General features: G+C 69.2%; 23 protein-coding genes. 9 read left to right on the top strand and 14 right to left on the bottom strand.

Annotated features, from left to right (window positions below; all coding sequences use genetic code 11):
- Window positions 1-70: 70 nt before the first annotated feature.
- Together NX1_RS00110 and NX1_RS00105 are read right to left on the bottom strand one after the other, a co-directional pair.
- On the bottom strand, window positions 71-511 hold the full coding sequence (locus NX1_RS00110) for a nitroreductase family deazaflavin-dependent oxidoreductase (RefSeq protein ID WP_068051722.1): 441 nt from the start codon (window positions 509-511) through the stop codon (window positions 71-73).
- A gap of 11 nt (window positions 512-522) precedes the next feature.
- Window positions 523-975 (bottom strand): PaaI family thioesterase, encoded by a 453-nt coding sequence (locus NX1_RS00105; RefSeq protein ID WP_068051720.1) that lies wholly within the window; start codon window positions 973-975, stop codon window positions 523-525.
- 94 nt (window positions 976-1,069) lie between these two features.
- Between NX1_RS00105 and NX1_RS00100 the strand changes: the two genes are divergently transcribed.
- Window positions 1,070-1,627, top strand: coding sequence for a TetR/AcrR family transcriptional regulator (locus NX1_RS00100; RefSeq protein ID WP_068052743.1), 558 nt, complete (start codon window positions 1,070-1,072; stop codon window positions 1,625-1,627).
- Between the two features lie 72 nt (window positions 1,628-1,699).
- Entirely contained in the window at window positions 1,700-2,995 is a 1,296-nt protein-coding gene (gene glyA, locus NX1_RS00095) for a serine hydroxymethyltransferase (RefSeq protein WP_068051717.1), read from the top strand.
- A 116-nt stretch (window positions 2,996-3,111) separates the two neighbouring features.
- On the opposite strand, the gene NX1_RS00090 is transcribed toward glyA, so the two are convergent.
- Window positions 3,112-3,927, bottom strand: a complete 816-nt coding sequence (locus NX1_RS00090; protein ID WP_218024025.1) for an alpha/beta hydrolase — start codon at window positions 3,925-3,927, stop codon at window positions 3,112-3,114.
- A 308-nt stretch (window positions 3,928-4,235) separates the two neighbouring features.
- Window positions 4,236-5,270 carry an SDR family oxidoreductase gene (locus NX1_RS00085; RefSeq protein WP_068051714.1) on the bottom strand — a complete coding sequence of 345 codons (1,035 nt, stop codon included), beginning with the start codon at window positions 5,268-5,270 and terminating at the stop codon, window positions 4,236-4,238.
- Between the two features lie 102 nt (window positions 5,271-5,372).
- On the opposite strand from NX1_RS00085, the gene NX1_RS00080 reads away from it, so the two are divergent.
- Window positions 5,373-6,242: a helix-turn-helix domain-containing protein gene (locus NX1_RS00080; RefSeq protein ID WP_068051711.1), complete on the top strand. Its 870-nt coding sequence runs from the start codon at window positions 5,373-5,375 to the stop codon at window positions 6,240-6,242.
- A gap of 182 nt (window positions 6,243-6,424) precedes the next feature.
- Here NX1_RS00080 and NX1_RS00075 read toward each other — a convergent pair whose 3' ends face one another.
- The 3 genes from NX1_RS00075 to NX1_RS00065 form a co-directional block, all read right to left on the bottom strand.
- Window positions 6,425-7,162 (bottom strand): ESX secretion-associated protein EspG, encoded by a 738-nt coding sequence (locus NX1_RS00075; RefSeq protein ID WP_068051708.1) that lies wholly within the window; start codon window positions 7,160-7,162, stop codon window positions 6,425-6,427.
- On the bottom strand, window positions 7,162-8,751 hold the full coding sequence (locus NX1_RS00070; RefSeq protein WP_068051705.1) for a PPE domain-containing protein: 1,590 nt from the start codon (window positions 8,749-8,751) through the stop codon (window positions 7,162-7,164). Before NX1_RS00070 ends, NX1_RS00075 begins: the two co-directional genes overlap by 1 nt.
- Window positions 8,752-8,837: 86 nt before the next feature.
- The gene (locus NX1_RS00065; RefSeq protein ID WP_068051702.1) at window positions 8,838-10,019 is read right to left on the bottom strand and encodes an FAD-dependent monooxygenase; all 1,182 of its coding nucleotides are present in this window, start codon (window positions 10,017-10,019) and stop codon (window positions 8,838-8,840) included.
- A 112-nt stretch (window positions 10,020-10,131) separates the two neighbouring features.
- Here NX1_RS00065 and NX1_RS00060 point away from each other — a divergent pair, with 112 nt between their 5' ends.
- Window positions 10,132-10,902 carry a TetR/AcrR family transcriptional regulator gene (locus tag NX1_RS00060; RefSeq protein WP_068051699.1) on the top strand — a complete coding sequence of 257 codons (771 nt, stop codon included), beginning with the start codon at window positions 10,132-10,134 and terminating at the stop codon, window positions 10,900-10,902.
- A gap of 9 nt (window positions 10,903-10,911) precedes the next feature.
- Complete coding sequence (locus tag NX1_RS00055; protein ID WP_068051696.1) at window positions 10,912-11,337, top strand: limonene-1,2-epoxide hydrolase family protein; 426 nt, start codon at window positions 10,912-10,914, stop codon at window positions 11,335-11,337.
- A gap of 94 nt (window positions 11,338-11,431) precedes the next feature.
- Here the strand turns inward: NX1_RS00055 and NX1_RS00050 are convergent, their stop codons facing one another.
- Window positions 11,432-11,704, bottom strand: coding sequence for a hypothetical protein (locus tag NX1_RS00050; RefSeq protein ID WP_068051694.1), 273 nt, complete (start codon window positions 11,702-11,704; stop codon window positions 11,432-11,434).
- Window positions 11,705-12,207: 503 nt separating this feature from the next.
- Here NX1_RS00050 and phoH2 point away from each other — a divergent pair.
- The 3 genes from phoH2 (at window position 12,208) to NX1_RS00035 (ending at window position 15,387) form a co-directional block, all read left to right on the top strand.
- Complete coding sequence (gene phoH2, locus NX1_RS00045; RefSeq protein ID WP_068052740.1) at window positions 12,208-13,620, top strand: RNA 5'-3' helicase PhoH2; 1,413 nt, start codon at window positions 12,208-12,210, stop codon at window positions 13,618-13,620.
- 203 nt (window positions 13,621-13,823) lie between these two features.
- Window positions 13,824-14,411 (top strand): LGFP repeat-containing protein, encoded by a 588-nt coding sequence (locus NX1_RS00040; protein WP_068051691.1) that lies wholly within the window; start codon window positions 13,824-13,826, stop codon window positions 14,409-14,411.
- A gap of 106 nt (window positions 14,412-14,517) precedes the next feature.
- Window positions 14,518-15,387 (top strand): acyl-ACP desaturase, encoded by an 870-nt coding sequence (locus tag NX1_RS00035; protein WP_068051686.1) that lies wholly within the window; start codon window positions 14,518-14,520, stop codon window positions 15,385-15,387.
- A gap of 63 nt (window positions 15,388-15,450) precedes the next feature.
- On the opposite strand, the gene NX1_RS00030 is transcribed toward NX1_RS00035, so the two are convergent.
- From NX1_RS00030 to glpX, 3 genes are all read right to left on the bottom strand, one after another.
- Window positions 15,451-16,854, bottom strand: a complete 1,404-nt coding sequence (locus NX1_RS00030) for a class II fumarate hydratase (protein ID WP_068051683.1) — start codon at window positions 16,852-16,854, stop codon at window positions 15,451-15,453.
- A gap of 105 nt (window positions 16,855-16,959) precedes the next feature.
- Window positions 16,960-17,136, bottom strand: coding sequence for a hypothetical protein (locus tag NX1_RS35865; protein WP_157119464.1), 177 nt, complete (start codon window positions 17,134-17,136; stop codon window positions 16,960-16,962).
- A 71-nt stretch (window positions 17,137-17,207) separates the two neighbouring features.
- Entirely contained in the window at window positions 17,208-18,251 is a 1,044-nt protein-coding gene (gene glpX, locus NX1_RS00025; protein ID WP_068051679.1) for a class II fructose-bisphosphatase, read from the bottom strand.
- 130 nt (window positions 18,252-18,381) lie between these two features.
- Here glpX and NX1_RS00020 point away from each other — a divergent pair, with 130 nt between their 5' ends.
- On the top strand, window positions 18,382-18,948 hold the full coding sequence (locus NX1_RS00020; protein ID WP_068051676.1) for a DUF4245 domain-containing protein: 567 nt from the start codon (window positions 18,382-18,384) through the stop codon (window positions 18,946-18,948).
- A 32-nt stretch (window positions 18,949-18,980) separates the two neighbouring features.
- Here the strand turns inward: NX1_RS00020 and NX1_RS00015 are convergent, their stop codons facing one another.
- From NX1_RS00015 to NX1_RS00005, 3 genes are all read right to left on the bottom strand, one after another.
- On the bottom strand, window positions 18,981-19,343 hold the full coding sequence (locus NX1_RS00015; RefSeq protein WP_068051673.1) for a VOC family protein: 363 nt from the start codon (window positions 19,341-19,343) through the stop codon (window positions 18,981-18,983).
- 31 nt (window positions 19,344-19,374) lie between these two features.
- Window positions 19,375-19,611 (bottom strand): exodeoxyribonuclease VII small subunit, encoded by a 237-nt coding sequence (locus NX1_RS00010; RefSeq protein ID WP_068051671.1) that lies wholly within the window; start codon window positions 19,609-19,611, stop codon window positions 19,375-19,377.
- A 2-nt stretch (window positions 19,612-19,613) separates the two neighbouring features.
- A partial coding sequence (locus tag NX1_RS00005) for an exodeoxyribonuclease VII large subunit (RefSeq protein WP_507762090.1) occupies window positions 19,614-19,897 on the bottom strand: 284 nt, incomplete at its 5' end.

The raw sequence follows: 19,897 nt of genomic DNA, 5'->3' as shown, positions 1-19,897 counted from the left end.
CCTGTGAAACCGGTCCGCCCCGCCCGTCTCGTTACGCTCCGTGCTGCCCCCAAAAGCGTTGGCGAAGACCTCAGGCCGCGGCGAAGGTGACCCGCACCGAGATCGGCTCGGTCTCCAGCGCCTTGATCGTCCACGCCAGAACCGGCCGGGCGATCCTGCCGGTGGCGAAGCTGCGCGCCCTGGCCACCACGTCGTCGCCGGGGACGAACGCAGCGGTGCCGGTGTACCAGCGGTCACCGCGGCGAATGCGGACCTTAGGGTCGGCGGTGATGTTGCGGGCCCAGCCGGCACGGGGGCCGTGCTGGCAGATGATCCAGGCGCCGGCGTCGTCGAACGACGCGGTCACCGGAACCCGGCGTGGCAGGCCGGTTTTCGCGCCCGTGGTCTCCAGCTCGGAAACGAGCGCGGTGCGAATGCCGAGCCGATCGAGCGCCGCCACCGCGGGGTTCGCGATGTAGCGGCCGATCATCCTCTCTCGCTTGAACTTTCGCAGGGTGTCACGTTCGGTCATGACGATGCTCCTCAGCGGAAGATGACGCAGGTGGTGGTGGCGTGGGCGACGAGGCGGCCTTGGTCGTCGACGACGCGGCCCTCGGCGGTCGCGGTGGTGCGCCCGACGTGGATGGTGGTGCCGGTGGCGGTGAGCTCGCGTCCGTCGGTCGGCACCGCGCGGATGTAGTTGACCTTGAGCTCCAGCGTGCTGTAGCCGACGCCGGCTTCCAGGGTGCTGTGCACCGCGCAGCCCATCACCGAGTCGAGCAGGGTCGCGCAGATGCCGCCGTGCGTGCTGCCGAGCGGATTGGCGAACTCCTGGCGGGTCCGCAGGCTGAACACCACCTTGCCGTGCTCGAGCACGTCGGCCTCCATGCCGAGCAGGTCGCCGATGAACGGCGGACGGTCTTTCGGCGTCATCGCGAACTTCAGCAATTCGAGGCCCGAAAGCTGGGCCGGATCGATCTGGGCGGGCGCACTCATTGATTTCCGTCCTTTCGATGAACCGATCGGTCCACATCTGTCATAATTGGAGCATGGACCGATCGGTTCACGCAAGCTCTCGGAGAGGAAGGCCATGACGCAGGGTCCGCGCGCGCGGTTGATCGAGGGCGCCATCGAACTGGTGCGTGAGCAGGGTGTGCACGGTGCGGGGCTGGCCGCGCTGCTCGACCGGAGCAGCGCCTCGCGCAACTCGCTCTACCAGCACTTTCCGTCCGGCAAGAGCGAGCTGGTCGCGACCGCGACCGAGGTGGCGGGCCGCAGGATGTCCACCGTCATCGAAGCGATGACCCGCACCGGCGAGCCGGAGGACTGGATCGTCGCGCTGGTCGGCTGGTGGAAGCGGGCGTTGGAATCCAGCGCCTACGTCGCCGGGTGTCCGATCGTCGGCGCCGCGCTGGCCGAATCCGAACCCGGTGTGCAGGCCGCAGCGGGCGACGTCTTCGCGGGCTGGGCCGAAGTGCTGGCCGCCGCCATGGCGAGCCGCGGCGTCGACGCCGCGCGAGCGAGTTCATTGGCGAGCTTCGTGATCAGCGCCGTGGAGGGCGCGATCGTCCAGGCGCGCGCGACGAAATCGAGCCGTCCGCTCGACGACGTGCGGGACAACCTCGTGATCTTGCTCCGCGCCGGGTGAGCGAACGCAGGCACCAGCGGCCCCGCGAACCCCCTGCCGGAAGCTCGACCAGGCCCCAATAGACTGAGGCACGTGACGCAGACGACCGCCTCTGTCAATACCCAGTCTCTCGGTGAGCTCGATCCCGAGCTCGCTGCCGCGATGGCAGGCGAGCTCGCCCGCGAGCGCGACACCCTGGAAATGATCGCCTCGGAGAACTTCGTGCCGCGCGCCGTGCTGCAGGCACAGGGCAGCGTGCTGACCAACAAGTACGCCGAGGGCTACCCCGGCCGTCGCTACTACGGCGGCTGCGAGCACGTCGACGTCGTCGAGACCCTCGCCCGCGACCGCGCCAAGGAACTGTTCGGCGCCGAATTCGCCAACGTGCAGCCGCATTCCGGCGCGCAGGCGAACGCCGCGGTGCTGATGGCGCTGATGAACCCGGGTGAGAAGCTGCTCGGCCTCGACCTCGCGCACGGCGGTCACCTGACCCACGGCATGCGGCTGAACTTCTCCGGCAAGCTCTACGAGGTGCACTCGTACGGGGTGAGCAAGGAAGATCACCGCGTCGACATGGACGAGGTCCGCAAGATCGCGCTCGAGGCGCAGCCGAAGGTGATCGTGGCGGGCTGGTCGGCCTACCCCCGGCACCAGGACTTCGCCGCGTTCCGCGAGATCGCCGACGAGGTGGGCGCCTACCTGTGGGTGGACATGGCGCACTTCGCCGGTCTGGTCGCCGCCGGTCTGCACCCCTCCCCGGTGCCCTACGCCGACGTCGTCTCCTCCACCGTGCACAAGACGCTCGGCGGTCCGCGTTCCGGCCTGATCCTGGCCAAGCAGGAGTTCGCCAAGAAGCTGAACAGCTCGGTGTTCCCCGGCCAGCAGGGCGGCCCGCTCATGCACGCCATCGCCGCGAAGGCCGCCGCGTTCAAGATCGCCGCCACCGACGAGTTCCGTGACCGTCAGGAGCGCACCCTCTCGGGCGCCAAGATCCTGGCCGAGCGCCTCAACGGCGCCGACGTCAAGGACAAGGGCATCAGCGTGCTCACCGGCGGCACCGACGTGCACCTGGTGCTCGTCGACCTGCGCAACTCCGCGATCGACGGCCAGCAGGGCGAGGATCTGCTGCACGAGATCGGTATCACGGTGAACCGCAACGCCGTTCCGTTCGACCCGCGTCCGCCGATGGTCACCTCCGGCCTGCGCATCGGCACCGCCGCCCTGGCCACCCGCGGCTTCGGCGACGCCGAGTTCACCGAGGTCGCCGACATCATCGCCACCGCACTGGTCGGCGGCTCCGATGTCGAGACCCTGAGCGGCCGCGTCACCAAGCTGGCCAAGAGCGTCCCGCTCTACCAGGGCCTGGAGGACTGGCGCCTGCTCGGCTGAGCCATTCTTTGACGAACGCCCTCACGGGACACCGTGGGGGCGTTCGCTTTCGTCTCTGTCTCAGTTTCGACGGTGACGGATCGGGTGCGCTATGCCAACAGGATTCGGTGGCACGCTTACCGAGCTGGCGTCGCTGCTGTGTTGCTGCTGCGGATGTGTTGGGTCAGGAAGAGGGCTGCACGTTCGAGTGCCTGGTCGGCTTCGTCGAGAACGCCGGCGTAGGACTGGAAGACGTGGGGCACGTCGGCGGTGATGTCGAGGATCACGTTCACGCCGGCGTCGCGGGCGCGGGCGGCCATGCGGGTCGAGTCGTCCAGGAGGACCTCGTTGGTACCGGCCTGGAGGAGCATCGGCGGGAGACCGGTCGGGTCGGCGCACAGTGCTGGGCTCGCCATCGGCTGGTGTGGGTCCTGCCCGGCGAGGTAGAGGGGGGCGATGGTTTCTTGGAGGTACTCGCGGGTGAAGATCGGGTCGATACCAGCTTTGGTGTCCATGCTCTCGCCCGACCCGGTGGCGTCGAGGGATGGGGAGAAGGCGACGATCGCGGCGGGTAACGGGAGTCCTGCGTCGCGGGCGGCGAGGCAGGTGGTGACGGTGAGCCCGCCGCCGGCGGAGTCTCCGGCGAACGCGATGGCCGATGGGTCGCGCCCGCTGTCGAGGAGGGCGCGGTAGGCATCGAGTGCGTCATCGATCGCGGCCGGGAGCGGGTGCTCGGGGGCGAGCCGGTAGTCCAGTGAGTACGACCTGAACCCGGTCTTGGCCACGAGATGCCCGGTCAGCGAAAGCGCGGTCTTGGGGGAGCCGGCCACCCAGCCGCCGCCGTGGAAGTACAGGATCGTTGCGGGGCGCGGGTTGCTGTCCGGCTCGACGTGCAGTGCGGGTCGGTCACCGAGCGTCGTCCGCGTGGTGCGGATGCCACCCGGGATGATCATCTGGTCCATCGTCGCCTCGAATCGGTCTCGGAACGCCTCGACCGATCGCGGGCCTTGCGGTCGGGCTGTCGGAGCATCGCGTCGAGCCTGGCGCGTTGTTGCTTGCTCATACGGGTCGTTCCTGTCGGTTGCCGGGGCTGGTCGCCGGGTGCGGTTCGTGCGCAGCCGAATCCGGCGGCCAGGCCGCCGAATGCCTGGCGCTCCTCGCCGCTGGAGCTCGGGAGTCTCGGGAGGCGGGTCGGCGCGGTCGAGCCGGGCCGAATCGGCCGCATGCTGAGCGCTGACGGCGCGGGGGCGGTCCTCTTTCACTACTTTTTCACCAGGTTTTTCGCGGTAATGCTCTGAGCGGCGGTGATGATGGCGTCCTCGGGGTTGCGCGTCTGCCAGCCCAGTACGCGGCGGGCCTTCTCGTTGGAAGTCTTCTTGGCGTAACCGAGGTCGGGCGCGATAGAACGCAGTTGTGTGGAGAACAGGGCGCCGATCCGCACGATGATGTTCGGGATGCCGCGGGTCGGGACGTTGTCGGCTGCGTCGCCGAGGTGTGCCCTGATGGTGGCGGCGATCTCCTTCATCGGGATCGCCCGCCCGTTCGAGAGCAGGAAGCGCTGGCCGGCGGCATTCGGTGTCGTCATCGCCAGGATATGTGCCGCGGCCACGTCGCGTACATCGACGATCGGGATGAAAAGGTTTGGGAGGACGGGTATTTCGCCGCGCAGCAGCGCCCGGACGAGGTGGTTCGAACCCGAGACGTCCGCGCCCATGACAGGCCCCATCGTTGCGACGGGGAGCAACGTGGACAGTTCCATCGAACCTCCCTCGGCGTCGATGAAGTCCCAGGCGGCACGCTCGGCGAGGGTTTTGCTCTTGGCGTACGCGTCGACGCCGGGGCCGTCGACGAGGGTCCAGTCGGCCTCGGTGAAGACGTGGTCGTCGTGCGGGTGGCCCCAGCCGACGGCGTGGAACGCGGAGGTGAGGACGACGCGCTCGACGCCGGCGTCGCGGGCGGCGCGCAGGACTCGCAGGGCGCCTTCGCGCGCCGGGAGGACCAGGTCGTCCTCGTTTCGGACGTGTCCGGGTTGGACGGGGGAGGCGACGTGCAGTACGAAGTCGACGTCGGCGACGGCTTCGGCCCAGCCTGCGTCGTGAGTGAGGTCGGCGGCGGCGAAGCTCAAGGTGTCGCCGCTCACCATGCCCGCGTCGGCGAGCACGGATCGCACGGCAGGCTCGCGCCGCAGGGACCTGACCGTGGTGCGCACGCGATAGCCGTGTTCCAGGAGTTGGAGGATGCAGTGACCGGCGATGAAGCCCGATCCGCCGGTGACAAGCACGAGTTGCTGGGTCATAGCGGCCATGTTCCGTGTCGGGCACGCCGACAGCCAGCACCTTCGTGTTCCTGGGGGCGTCAGGACCAGTCACATTCCGGCCACGCGGATTACGGTGGGGACGTGACCGGTGAGCAGAACTTGCTGGGCGACTACCTGCGCGCCCGCCGCGAGCTCGTGACCCCTGAGCAGGTCGGGATCCCCGTCCTGGGTGTGCGGCGGGTCCCCGGCCTGCGTCGCGAGGAGGTCGCCATGCTCGCCGGCATCAGCGCCGACTACTACCTGCGCCTCGAGCAAGGCCGCGACCGCAAGCCTTCGGTCCAGGTCCTCGAATCCATCGCCCGCGTACTGCAACTCGACGAGGACACGAGCGCTTACCTGCTCGGGCTCGCCGCCGACAAGCCCCGCCGCAAGCGGCGACCGGCCAAGGAGACCGTGCCACCCAGCATCGTGAAGCTCCTCGGAACGCTTCCGCTGCCGGCGTTCGTGGAAGGGCGCTACCTCGACGTCCTAGCCGCCAATCCCCTTGCCACGGCGCTGTCGCCGCGCCTCGTGGTCGGAGCCAACAGGCTGCGCGACGTGTTTCTCGACCCCGCCGAGCGCTCCCTGTTCCCGGACTGGGAGCTCGCCACCGAAGGTCTCATCGCGGGCTTCCGACAGTCGGTCGGCACCGACATCGACGATCCTCGCTTCATCGAGCTCGTCGGCGAACTCTCCCTCGCCAGCCCCCGCTTCCTCCGGCTCTGGGCCCGTCACGACGTCAAACCGCGACAGGGCACGCTCATGCGCTTCGACCACCCTCGAGTCGGCCGCCTGGTTCTCAACCGCGAGAAACTCCTCATCACCCGTACCAACGGAATGATGCTCGTCATGTACCACGCCGACGCCGGAAGCGACGACGCCGACAAGCTGTCGATCCTCGCCTCCGCGACGCTGCCCCCAGCAACAGCTCGTGGCGTGGCCACCGACACGAGTGCGCTAACAGCTACCTGACCCGGCTGTCGACTGCACCAGCCACGGCACGACAAGCCTGTTTCGCCGCGACCACCATCGCCGAAGGCGCCGTGATCGGCAAACTCACCGCCGCCGCGCGACCGAGTTCCGTGAGTTTCGCACCGTTGTCCGAAGCCGTCTCACCGGTCGTCACCGTTGCCCGTGTGCTCGGTGACGTGCGGTTATCCGTCCATGCGGGCCCGCGCCCGGATGATCGATTCGTCCAGATAGCGGCTGATGTCGGCGCTGGAGCCGGGGCGAATCATGAGGGCGCGGTTGGCGGGGATCTCGCAGTAGCGCCCGTCGTCGGTGTCGATCCAGCGAAGTTTGCCGGTGCGCAGTGGGTCGGCGTTGCGTGGGCCGAGCAGGACGGTGACTGTGCCGCGGGTGGTGCACGACTGCCGCCAGAAGCGGCGGTAGCGGTCCCTGGTCTCGGCGGCGGGTGCCGAGCCGAAGGGGTCGGGGCGGTCGTCGGCGAGATCGTCCAGGAGATAGGTTCTTTCGGCGACGGTGCCCGGTTTGTGGTCCGGGAGCAGCCGGACGAGTTCGGTGGCGAGCTGGTCGGTTCGACAGCGGCGCAGACGGATCTTCCCGCCGTCGGGCGCCGGGTTCTGCAACGCGACGACGCCGGAACCGCCCCGGTGCGCGCAGCCGATGGCGCGCAGTTCCGCGCCGCCCCGCCGGTTGTCGATGCCGAAAAGCTCGATGCGCCAATCGGGTCGGGCCAGCACGTCGACGGCGCGGCGTAGCGGCAAGTGCTCGTCGTGAGCCAGCTCGGTCCGGAAATCCCGCTGGTAGGCCTGGTACTCGCGGAGCCCGGGGTAGCGGCTGGTGAAGCGGAACGGGAACGGCATCCGATCCAGGCCGGTGCCGAACCACACCGCCGCGAACTGTTCGGCCGAGAGTGTCCACTGCGCCATCAGTCGGCTCCCAGCGCCGGCGGGACGGTCTTCGGCGTCTCGCCGATCAATTCCTGGCCGTGTTCTTCGGAACGCAGGTACCGCGCCGTCCGGTGTTCGCCGTCCTCCTCGGTGCGAGTCCGGGGAGCGGACGGCATCACGCTCGCATAGCCGGTGGTCCCCGGCGTGCCCAGGCGGGCCGGACCGCCCGATGCCGGCGCGGTGTTCGGGGTAGCAGCGGGCTGGGCGGGCACCGAGGAGCCGGGGCTGGGTGGCGGTGCCGGCGGAGTGTTGGTGGGTGCAAGGGGGAAGGGCGCGGTGGGGCGAGCGGAGGTCTCGTGAAGCGCGGCGGGAGCGAACGGAGACGGCGGACTCGCCATTGGGGATGCGCCGAGCGGAGTGGTGGGCGTGATGGGAGTGGCCGGTGTCGAGAAGACGGGTGCGGGAGAAGGAGTGGATGACACGGAAGGCGCGAGCGAGGCGGCAGGTGGTGCCGACGGCGCGTTCGTCGGCGACGAGACGGACTGCGCGGCAACCGTCTCCGGGTCGGCGTGTGGTTCTCGTGGAGCGTTCTCGCCGGATGACGGCTCCTGGTTCGACGGGTCTCCCTGACCGGTCGCCGTCTCCGGTTTGGTCACCGCCGACCCGTGCGCTCCGTTATCCGAGGGCGCTCCGCTCTCGGGCTCGCCCTCACGGTTGGGCCGGGTTTCGCGGTCGGGCGGCACGTCGCCCTCGGACTGCGTCTCGGGCCGGGGACCGGTCGCCGATTGCGCACCGGTCTCGGGCGGTGCGCCGTTCCCCGTCTGCACACCGCTCCCGATCGAATCTCCCACGCCGGGATGTACTTCCGCGCCCGGATGTGTGCCGTTGCCGGTTCGATCACCCTGCGCACCAGCATCGGACTGCACCCCGGTGGACGTCTGTCCCTCCGCCCCGTGATCCGATGACGTCGACGAGCCGACCACCATGTCGCGTTGCGACCCCGAAACCGCCTCCGCCGCATCGGTATCGGTCACGGGATTCGCACCATCCGGCCGTCCCGCCCCGGACGAGGACCACGGCCGTCCATTCCCGCCCAGCAGTCCGTCCATCGATCCGCCGCCGCTCGGACCCACCGGCGACGGCAACGTCGGAATGCGCGACGCCGTCGCGCCGTACGGCCGGATGTAGAGCCGGTTCATGTCGTCGCGCGCCTGCTCCTCACGAGCGTTGCGTTCCTGCGGCGCCGTCGAATCCCCGTTGCCGGTCGTCACATCCGGTATGGCCGCCTTGAATTGGGCGGCGGCGCTCCCTGCCGCGGTGAGCGGCTCGGACTGCCTGCCGAGCGCCGCTCCCAGTTCTCCCAGCTGGGTGACGAAGGCACGGACGCCGCGCACCGCCGCGTCGGCCGCCGCGCCCTCCCACCGCTGCTCGACCACGCGTTGCAGCGCGGAGCCGAACTGTTCACCAGCCGTGCCGACGGCGGCGGAGAGCGCGGACCACCCGGCGTGGGCGCCCTCCAGTCCGGTGGGATTCATGCGGTCGGCCGCCTGTTTGATCTCCGTGTGGGAAAAGCTCTGCGCGTTCTCGGGATTGGTGATCGCGCGGCCGTCGGTGCCATGCACTGCCATCGCGGTGGCCCCTTCCGTCAGTGCTGTTTGAAGGTATTAGACGCGCTCGCGTGCGGAGCGGTTCCATCGAACTCGCCGAAGTCCGTTCAGCGGGCGGCCAGCAGGGCGGGATAGTCGCGCAGGTCGATATCGGTGGCGGCGTTGTCGCCGTACTTCGTCATCAGCGTGAAGAGCCGCGATTCCAGGAACCAGTTGCGCATCCGGATGCCGAACGCGGTGGTCGGCGCGAGGAACTTGCCCGCGTTGGCGTTGCCCGCGATCTTGGCGTACCGGCGCATGATCTCGTCGTAGCGGGTGAAGGCCGCGGCGTGGTCGCCGTCGGCGAGCGCGAGTTCGCCCGCGATCACGTACGCGCCGACCACCGCGAGCCCGGTCCCGAAGCCGCCCAACGTGTTTCCGTACGCCGCGTCGCCGACGAGCGCGACCCGGCCCGCGGTGTAGCGATCCATCCGCACCTGGCCGATCGAATCGAGGTACACGTCGTCGAACTCGGACAGTTCGGCGAGCATCCGCGGCACCTCCCATCCCAATCCGGCGTAGCGCTCTTCGATGATGCGCCGCTGTGCGTCGACGTCGTCGCGCGCGTAGTCCAATTCCGGTGCGGCGAACAGATACAGCTGCTGAGCCTTCGAGCCGCCGCTGATCGCGAGCAGCCCGGGCGCGTTGTGGCCGTAGGAAACGATGCGCTCGCGCGGCGTCGCCGAGTCGCTCCACGGGCTCGCGCCCGCCACACAGTAGTAGTGCCCGAGGTGCCGCACGAAGTCGCGCTCGGGTCCGAATGCCAGACGCCGGACCCGGGAGTGGATTCCGTCGGCGCCGAAGACGAGGTCGAAAGTGCGCGCCGGTCCGTGCGCGAAGGTCACGTGCACGCCGTCAGGGGTCTCGGTGAGCCCGGTGATCGAATCGCCGAAGACGTATTCGCAATCGTTCGCGGTGTGGCGGTACAGGATCGCGGCGAGGTCGCCGCGCAGGATCTCGACGACGCCGCCGGTGAATTCGCCGGACATGGTGGCCAGCCGCGCGCCGCGCTCGTCGACGAACACGACATCCGTGGTGCCGGTGCGGTGTGCCTGAATCTCGTCCCAGACGCCCATTCGCTCCAGCACGGTGCGATGCGTGCTGCCCTTGAAGTCGACGGCCTGCCCGCCGGGGCGCGGTGCGGCGGCGCGCTCGACGACGGTGACGGCGAAGCCGTAGCGGCGCAGCCAGTACGCGAGCGAGGGGCCCGCGATGCCGGCGCCGGAGATGAGAACGGACAGGTTGCGCATGGTTTCTCCCAAGTCAGAAATTGTGTCCCTCGTATTCTGTTTCCGGTGGACACAGATCAGCGTATGGTAGACACAGTTTCTCGTCAACCCGTCGGTCATGGAGGATTCGCCAATGTCGTCACCGACCACCGTCGAACTGCTGTGGGGTACGAGGCAGCCGCCTCGGCGCGGACCCAAGCCATCGCTCACGCTGGGCGGGATCGTCGGCGAAGCCATCGCGCTCGCCGATGCCGATGGCTTGGCCAACCTGTCCATGCAGCGCCTCGCCGAGCGGCTCGGCTACACGAAGATGTCGCTGTACCGGTACGTGCCGGGCAAGGAGCAGCTCATCGCCTTGATGCTCGACGCGGCGCTGGGCGAGCCGCCCGAACCGCCGGGGGATGTCTCCGGCGCCGAGCGTTGGCGTGAGGCTCTGCGCGCCTGGGCGCTGGCCATCTTCGAGCGCTACCGCGCGCACAGGTGGGCGATGGAGCTCGCGGTCGGAGCGCGCCCGATCGGCCCCAACGAGATGGGTTGGCTGGAGGCCGCCGTGACCGCGATGGACGGCATGGGTCTCACCGGACCCGAACGGCTCGACACCGTCGTCCTGCTCAACGGCCATGTGCGCAGCCTCGCCCAGCAGGTCGTCGCGGGCGGCGACGCGGACCTCGCCGAACAGATCCTGCGGCAGTTCACCGAGACGATGGAGGCGGCCGCCGATCGCTACCCAGCGGTCAAGGCGGCTTTCGCGGAGGAGGCTGCCCGCTCGGCGCAGCCGCCTCGGGCCGGTGGACCGGACGACGCGCTGTCCTTCGGGATCGAGCGCGTCCTGGACGGCCTCGCCGTCCTCGTGGCGCGCAGGGCCGCCGAAAACGACCCGACGGCGGGCGGCCCGGCGGCCTAGAGTCGAACTATGTCCGACGACGAACTCGAACTGCAACAGGACGCGATCACGACCGTGCGGGAATTCTTCGCCGCGCTCGAGCTCGGCGCGGTCGGCGAGGCGCTGGAGCTGCTCGATCCCGGCATCGTCTGGAAGAACACCTCGCTACCCGACGTGCGCGGCATCCGGCGCGTCGGCGGCGTGCTGCGCGGGCTCGACCGGCCGCTGTTCGGATTCCGGGTCGACATGCACCACATCGTCGGCAACGGCGACATCGTGCTCACCGACCGCACCGACTACCTGCGCTTGGGCCCGGTCGAGGTCGGATTCTGGGTGACCGGCACCTTCGAACTGCGCGACGGCCGAATCGCGCTGTGGCACGACCACTTCAGCTGGGAGAACTTCCTGCGCGGCACCGCGGTCGGACTCTTCCGCGCGGTGTTCTCCCGCCGCTGAATCCGCGCTCGCCGTCATCGATTCGCCCGGCGCGCAAAAGTTTTCGGCGACGATTGCCGAACGGTCGCGGCCGCGTTGCCCGCGGCGGCCCCGGTCACGAGTGCGCGATCAAGTACTCCAGATAGAACGGCCGTAGCTGCTCGGCCACCGCGCCGTCGCCCGCGTGGATGTAATCGTCGAGCAGCGGCAGCACGTACTTGATCTCCGCCTCGCTGTCGCCGACGTTGCCCGCGGCGGCCTCGGCGGCGGGAATGCGGGTGAGCAGCTGCCACAGGTACTTGATGTCGCCGCGGCGCACGGCCAGCCGCACCGCCCGGTCGTGCAGCTCCTTCGACGACAGATTCTCGAATTCCTCGTTACCGGCCATGCTTCGACTTTAGTCGGCGCAGGCGGGCGAAGTCCGTCGAAAAGCTCGCGCGTGGCCTCGGCGGAAGCGGAGGTGCGCTTGGTCGACCCAGCCGGGCCGAGCCCCTCGAAGACTCCGCGGCGGTGGCGGAGATACGCCGAGCCGGCAGGGCTGGACGCATTCTGGCGGAAACCCGCGAATGGCCAGGCCGTGGATGGGGGTTCGCCCCCGGTGAGCTGCGGCGACAACGGATCCGGCGCCCGACTCGAGGCGGGCGTTAACGGGATCTTCACCGACACGCCTCGCGGTCCCCGAGCGCAGACCGGCCAGTCGGCGGTAACTTCGGAGATGCGGACCGCGTCGGTGTGGTTCGTACGGGAGGTCCTGACCGTGACTGAGCTACTCAGTACGAGGGGGCCGGCACCCGGCCCTCGTGGCATCTGACGCAAGTCGGATCCAGAAGGACGGACCGGTCCAGCGAGATCGTTCACGCGGGTGCCGTGTGGACACAAAAGGAGCCCACCGTGACTGCTGCACGCTCCGTTTCCGCCCCCTCGGCGCACTCCCGTTCTGCTGGCACAGGAAAGCGCGCCGCTGTCTCTTCGGACACCAAGGGGGCCCGCCCCTCGCTCTCCCACGCATCCGGTGCCAAGACCTTCGTCATCGACACCTCGGTCCTGCTCTCCGATCCCTGGGCGTTCACCAGGTTCGGCGAGCACGACGTCGTCCTTCCGCTGGTCGTCATCAGTGAACTCGAGGCCAAGAGGCACCACCACGAATTGGGCTGGTTCGCCAGGGAAGCCCTGCGCAACCTGGACGATCTCCGGCTTCAGCACGGCAGGCTGGACGAGCAGGTGCCGATCGGCACCGAGGGCGGAACGCTGCAGGTGGAACTCAATCACACCGACCCCACGGTTCTCCCGGTGGGCTTCCGCACCGAAAGCAACGATTCCCGGATTCTGGCCTGCGCCTTGAATCTCGCGTCCGAGGGCCGCCAGGTCGTCATGGTGTCCAAGGACATTCCGCTGCGCGTCAAGGCGAGCGCGGTGGGTCTGCACGCCGACGGGTATCACGCGCAGGACGTGGTGACCTCCGGTTGGTCCGGGATGGTCGAGGTCGATGTCGCATCCACTCGGATCGATCAGCTCTACGCCGAGTCGGTGATCGACCTGGACGAGGCGCGGGAACTGCCGTGCCACACCGGGATCCGGCTGCTCGGCACGAGCTCGAGCGCGTTGGGCCGGGTGACACCGGACAAGCGCGTGCAGCTGGTGCGCGAGCGGGAGGCCTTCGGGCTGCACGGGCGCTCGGCCGAACAGCGGATCGCGCTGGATCTGCTGCTCGACGAGAGCGTCGGCATCGTCTCGCTCGGCGGCAAGGCGGGCACCGGCAAATCGGCGCTGGCGTTGACCGCCGGTCTCGAGGCGGTGCTCGAACGGCGCTCGCAGCGCAAGGTTGTGGTGTTCCGTCCGCTCTACGCGGTCGGCGGCCAGGATCTCGGCTATCTGCCGGGCAGCGAGAGCGAGAAGATGGGTCCGTGGGCGCAGGCCGTCTTCGACACCCTCGACGGCCTCGCGTCGCCGGAGGTGATGGACGAGGTGCTCAGCCGCGACATGCTGGAGGTGCTGCCGCTCACCCACATTCGCGGTCGCTCGCTGCACGATTCCTTCGTGATCGTGGACGAGGCGCAGTCGCTGGAACGCAATGTGCTGCTCACGGTGCTCAGCCGACTCGGCACCGGCTCCCGCGTCGTGCTCACCCACGACGTGGCCCAGCGCGACAACCTGCGCGTCGGCAGGCACGACGGCGTGGCGGCGGTGATCGAAAAGCTCAAGGGGCACCCGCTTTTCGCGCACATCACGCTGACCCGCAGCGAGCGCTCGCCGATCGCGGCTCTGGTCACCGAGATGCTGGAGGAGTACGGCCCGAACGCATGAGCGGGGGCGTGGATACACCCTGGCTAACGCAAAGGGTGTGTTTTGCCTCACGTCGGGTGGGTAATATCCGCCGAGTTACCAGTTGAGCAGCGGCCCGGCGAGTCGTGCAGCGATTCGCCGGGCTGTTGCCGAACATCGGCCTAGGCTACGCGCGGCGCCGGTGTCAGGGCGCCGTCGGAGCCACACTCGAGAGGGGACGACACATGCACCACGCTCGACGCACGGCTGGATTCACCATCGCGCTGGCGGCCTCGGCACTGCTGGTCACGGGTTGCGGTGACGACAACGACAAAGACTCCAACTCGGTCCTGACCACACCCAGCATCGCCATGCCGACCGGGATGGCCACGACGCACTCGGAGGCGCACGGCACCCAGCAGACCGGTGCCCAGGCGACCGGGACCACGGAGCGCGGCGAGACCCCGGACGAGACCAGGATCCCCACCGCGGGCGGGACCGAGGTGACCGTCTCCGGCGACATCTACGACAAGTACATGGAGGCGGGCGGCCCGACCGGCCCGCTGGGCGCGCCGCTGGAGCCGGTGGAGAACGCCCCGAACAACGGCAAATACCAGGACTTCGTCGGCGGCACCATCTACGAGCCGGAGGACGGCGATCCGCACATCGTGTGGGGGGAGATCCGCAAGGCGTGGGAGGAGAACGGCGGCGCGGCGGGCCAGCTCGGCTACCCGGTCAGCGACGAGACCGACATCCCCGGCGGCAAGCAGACCGAGTTCAGCGGGGGGACGATCACCTGGGTGAACGGGCAGATCACCGTCACCATGAAGTAGTGAATCGAGACGGCGCCCGAGACCGCGCATCGGCGCGGCCCCGGGCGCTGTTCCAATTCCTATCGGTAGAGTCCCGCGGCGCGGGCCGAACGGCTAGGTTGTCATCGTGCAAAATCACTTGACCGACCGTGAGTTGCTAGAGGCGCTCGCGGATGAGGTGGAACTGAATCTGCGGCGCCACATCGCCGTCGCCGACGGGTGGCAGCCGCACGACTACGTCCCCTGGGACGACGGCCGCAACTTCGCCTTCCTCGGCGGCGAGGACTGGACCCCTGAGCAGTCCGAGCTCAGTGATATCGCCAAGCTGGCGCTGACGGTCAGCGTGCTCATCGCGGACAACCTGCCCTCCTACCACCGCGAGATCGGCAAGTACTTGCGCATCGGCCCGTGGTGGCGCTGGGTCGGCCGCTGGACCGCCGAGGAGAACCGGCACGAGATCCTGATCCGCAACTACCTGATGGTGACCAGGTCGGTGGATCCGGTCGATCTGGAACGGCAGCGCATGGCGCACATGACGGCCGGATTCCGCCGTCCCGCCCTGCATCTGCTCGACGTCCTCGCCAACGGCGCTTTCGAGGAGGCGGCCTCCGCGATCCGCCATCGCAACACCGCGGCGCTGAACGAGAACCCGATGGTCACCGCCATCGCCGCGCGCATCGCGGCCGACGACGAACTGCAGTCGGAGTTCTTCGCCGACCTGGTCGCAGCGGCCTTCGCCATCGCGCCGGATCAGACGATGCGCGCGATCGCCGACCGGGTCGCCGGTTTCGAGGTGCCCGGCGTCGCGCTGCCGGACGGCCGTAGCAGCGACGAGGTGCTGGCCGAGGCGGGCATCTACGACCGCGCCAAGGAAGGCGAGCTGGTCTTCGCTCCGCTGCTGCGCCGGTGGAACGTCTTCGATCGGGCCGATCTCGGACCCGAGGGCGAGCAGGCCCGCGCCGAACTGGAGCACCTGCGCGCGTTCTCGCACGCCTGATTTCGCGGGTGCGGAATTACCCGGTGTGCCGGGCGGTTTCGATCCGCCCGGCGCACCGTGCGCTCACTTCTCGTCTTCCACCTTCGCCATGGACAGCACGTCGAGGCGGCGGTCGAGTTCGGCCTCGGTGAGCCGGTCGCCGAGCAGACCGCGATCGACCACCGTCTGGCGGATGGTCTTCTTCTCCTTCAGCGCCTCCTTGGCCACCGCGGCTGCCTCCTCGTAGCCGATGGCCGAGTTGAGCGGCGTGACGATGGAAGGCGAGGACTCGGCCAGCGTGCGCAGCCGCTCCACGTCGGCGGTGAGCCCGCGCACGCACTTGTCGGCGAAGAGCCGGGTCACATTGGCCAGCAAGCGAATCGACTCGAGCACGTTGCGCGCCATCACCGGGATGTAGACGTTGAGCTCGAAGGCGCCGTTCGCGCCGGAGAAGGCGACCGTCGCGTCGTTGCCGATGACCTGCGCCGCCACCTGCGTGACCGCCTCCGGCAGTACCGGATTCACCTTGCCCGGCATGATCGAGCTGCCCGGCTGCAGGTCGGGCAGCTGGAGTTCGGCCAGGCCGGTGAGCGGGCCCGAACCCATCCAGCGAATGTCGTTGGCGATCTTGGTGAGACTCACCGCTACGGTGCGCAGCGCGCCGGACAGTTCGACAAGACCGTCGCGCGCGGCTTGCGCCTCGAAATGATCGATGGCCTCGGAGAAGGCGTCGATATCGGTCGACTTGACCAGTTCCGCAACGACTTTCGCACCGAAACCGGCGGGCGCGTTGAGGCCGGTACCCACCGCGGTGCCGCCGATAGGCAGCTCGCCGAGGCGCGGCAGCGTCGCCATCAAGCGGTCGATGCCCGCGGCGACCTGACGGGTGTATCCGCCGAACTCCTGGCCCAGCGTCACCGGAACGGCGTCCATGAGGTGGGTGCGGCCCGACTTCACCACGGTGCGCCACTCCTCGGACTTGTCCAGCAGTGCGAGCCGCAGATGCTCGAGCGCGGGGACCAGATCCTTGATGACGCCCTCGGTCGCCGCGACGTGCGTGGCGGTGGGGAAGGTGTCGTTGGACGACTGCGACATGTTCACGTCGTCGTTGGGGTGCACCTCGACGCCGTTGGCTTTGGCGATCGAGGCGATCACCTCGTTGGCGTTCATGTTGGAACTGGTGCCGGAGCCGGTCTGGAAGACGTCGATCGGGAACTGATCGTCGTGCTCGCCCGCGGCGATCTCGCGCGCGGCGGCGATGATCGCGTCCGCCTTGCCGGGGTCGAGCAGGCCGAGATCCCTGTTCACCTGGGCGCACGCGGCCTTGAGCAGTCCGAGCGCGCGAATCTGCGCGCGCTCGAGGCCGCGCCCGCTGATCGGGAAGTTCTCCACGGCCCGCTGGGTCTGTGCCCGCCACAGTGCGCGCGCCGGGACCCGTACCTCGCCCATGGTGTCGTGCTCGATGCGGTACTGCGTCTCCTCGGTCATGATTCCGACCCTATGCCGCACGAGGGCGCCGTGGGGCCGCCACGCCTGAGCGGAATCCCACACCGATCCGCCGGAATACCGTCCGCCGGACCGTCGACGCCGGCATCAGGAGGAGAACAGCACCTTGCCGAAGGAGCTGTGCCGATGGTGGTGGCCGTGTCCGTAGTGCGGAGCGGGCGCGCCCCACACGCCCGCCGCGCCCGCCCGTGCGGCGGCCTCGTCCAGCGCGTCGACGAGTTCGCTTGTGCTCGAGGGTGTTTGCCGGTCTATCTCGATCCCCACCCGATCATCGTCGCGGGATACGCGCGCGGCCGCACCCGGAGTTCCGGATGCGGCCGCGCGGTGAGAGCCGATCAGGGCATCGGCGGGACCGCGTGCTCGTCGCCGTGGAAGTCGACCGAGGAGTACTCGCGCAGCTTGGTCAAGCGGTGGTAGGCGTCGATCATGCGGACGGTGCCCGACTTGGAGCGCATGACGATCGACTGGGTGGAGGCGCCGCCACCGTAGTAGCGGACGCCGCGTAGTAGGTCGCCGTCGGTGACGCCGGTCGCGCAGAAGAAGACGTTGTCGCCGGACACCAGGTCCTCGGTGGTGAGCACCCGGTCCAGGTCGTGTCCCGCGTCGATGGCCTTCTGCCGCTCCTCGTCGTCCTTCGGAGCCAGCATGCCCTGCAGCTCGCCGCCCATACAGCGCATGGCCGCCGCGGCGATGATGCCCTCGGGGGTGCCGCCGATGCCGACCAGGATGTCGGTGCCGGAATCCGGGCGGGCCGCCGCGATGGCGCCCGCGACGTCGCCGTCGGAGATCAGGCGGATGCGGGCGCCCGCGTCGCGGACGTGCTGGATGAGCTCGGCGTGCCGGGGCCGGTCCAGGATGCAGACGGTCAGGTCGGACACCGCGGACTTCTTCGCCTTGGCCACACGGCGGATGTTCTCGCCGATCGGGGCCGAGATATCGATCACGTCGGCGGCGTCGGGGCCGACCGCGATCTTCTGCATGTAGAACACCGCGGACGGGTCGAACATCGCGCCGCGCTCGGCGACCGCGAGCACCGAGATCGCACCGGGGGAGCCCTTCGACATCAGCGTGGTGCCGTCGATCGGGTCGACCGCGAAGTCGACATCGGGGCCGGTGCCGTCGCCGACGGCCTCGCCGTTGTACAGCATGGGCGCCTCGTCCTTCTCGCCCTCGCCGATCACCACGATGCCGCGCATCGAAACCGAGCTGACCAGCTGCCGCATCGCGTCGACGGCGGCGCCGTCGCCACCCTCCTTGTCACCGCGGCCGACCCAGCGACCGGCGGCCATGGCGCCCGCTTCGGTCACCCGGACCAGTTCGAGCGCAAGGTTACGGTCCGGCGCCTCGCGGCGGCTTGGTGCTGGCGAAGATGCCGTCATGGCGGGGTGCCTCCCTCGGGTTGTAAGTACGGGACGATTGTCTCATTTCGCGGTCGCCCGTCCGACACCCCTGGTCCAGGCCACGGGGGTGCCTGGCCGCGCACCCGGCCGCCGAGTGGATACTGAGAGCGTGTCCTACCAAAAGCCACGCATCCTGCACGACTACAAGGATCTGTTCTTCTCGCTGATCCCGCTGGTGCTGATCGCCGTGGTCTTCGCCGCGCTGGCCAGCCAGTGCAGCTTCGCCGCCAAGGGGCCGACACCGGGCCAGATACCCCACTTCGACGTGAACGCGGCGCTGAAGACCGACGCGCGCACGCTGGCGTTCCCCATCCGCAATCCCGGCGTGCCCGCCGACTGGACCCCCAACTCCGGAAGCCGCGACACCGTCACCGGCGAGGGCGGCGGCCCGCTCAGCACCGTCGGCTACATCACCGGGCAGGGCACCTACATGCAGCTGACCCAGAGCAGCGCCACCGAGGAATCGCTCGCGCGCTTCGTGCTCGGCTCGCGCTACGCCAGCGGTGCGGAGCGGATCGGCGACCAGAAGTGGATCGTCTACGCCGAGCCGACCGAGGAGACGGCGTGGATCGCCGACCTGGGCGGTGTCCGCGTGTTGATCAAGGGCGCGGGCAACGAGGCGGCGTTCGAGACGCTGGCCAAGGCGGTCACCGCCGCTCAGCCGCTGGCGCGCTGAGTACAGCGCGGGGCCGCTGAGTTCGATCTCGGCTAGCGCACGCCGTCGCGGCCCGAGTGGGTGACGACGTTGACGATCGTTCCGCTCGGATCGCGGACGAAGAATCGGCGCACGCCCCACGGCTCGTCGCGGAGTTCGTAGACGATGTCGGCGCCTTTCGCGGTCATCGCCGCGTACACGGCGTCGACATCGTCGACCTCGACGCTCATGCCGGGCTGCGGCTGCTCGACCTCCGGCCCGACCAGAAGCACCTGCGCGGTCGGGTTGGTCGGCGACGCCATGGTGACGGCCCAGCCGAGATCCATCGCCTCGGCGAAGCCGAGCAGCCGATAGAAATCGCGGCTGCGTTCCATGTCGTCGGTGCGGATATCAGGTGTCGCGCGGCGGATGGTCACAACGCCTCCTCGCGGTGTCCGAAGCTCGGGGTCACTCGTCGTCGGCCGCGGCGCGCGCGAGCGCGTCCTCGACCCGTTTGCGCGCGCCGGCCAGGTGTTCCTCGCAGCGGTTGGCCAGCGCCTCGCCGCGCTCCCACAGCGCCAGCGAATCATCGAGGTCCATGCCGCCCTGCTCGAGCATCTTGACCACGTTCGCCAGTTCGTCGCGGGCGCGTTCGTAGCCGAAGCCCGCGATCTCGGCCAGCTCGTCCTTGCCGGCTTCGGCCAAGGTCAGTTACCTCCTGTGCGTTCGTCGACCCGGCGGGCGCCGGAATCCGCGGTGCGACCGCTCGGCGTGCGCGCGCCGAGCGCTTGGGTGCCGAGCGCGGCCGCGGTCACGGCGCCGTCGGCGACCCGGATGCGCAACTGACTGCCGGCGGGCGCGTCCTCGATGCTGCGTACGACGTGCCGTTCGGAGCCGGTCACGCGCTGTACGACAGCGTAGCCGCGGGCCAGCGTCGCGGCCGGACCCACGGCGGTGAGCTTCTCGCGCAGGTGGCGCGTCGCGGTGGCCT

Origin of the sequence: Nocardia xishanensis NBRC 101358, from assembly GCF_001613365.1 — a bacterium.
Classification (GTDB): domain Bacteria; phylum Actinomycetota; class Actinomycetes; order Mycobacteriales; family Mycobacteriaceae; genus Nocardia; species Nocardia xishanensis.
This window is presented reverse-complemented; position numbering and strand designations above follow the sequence as displayed.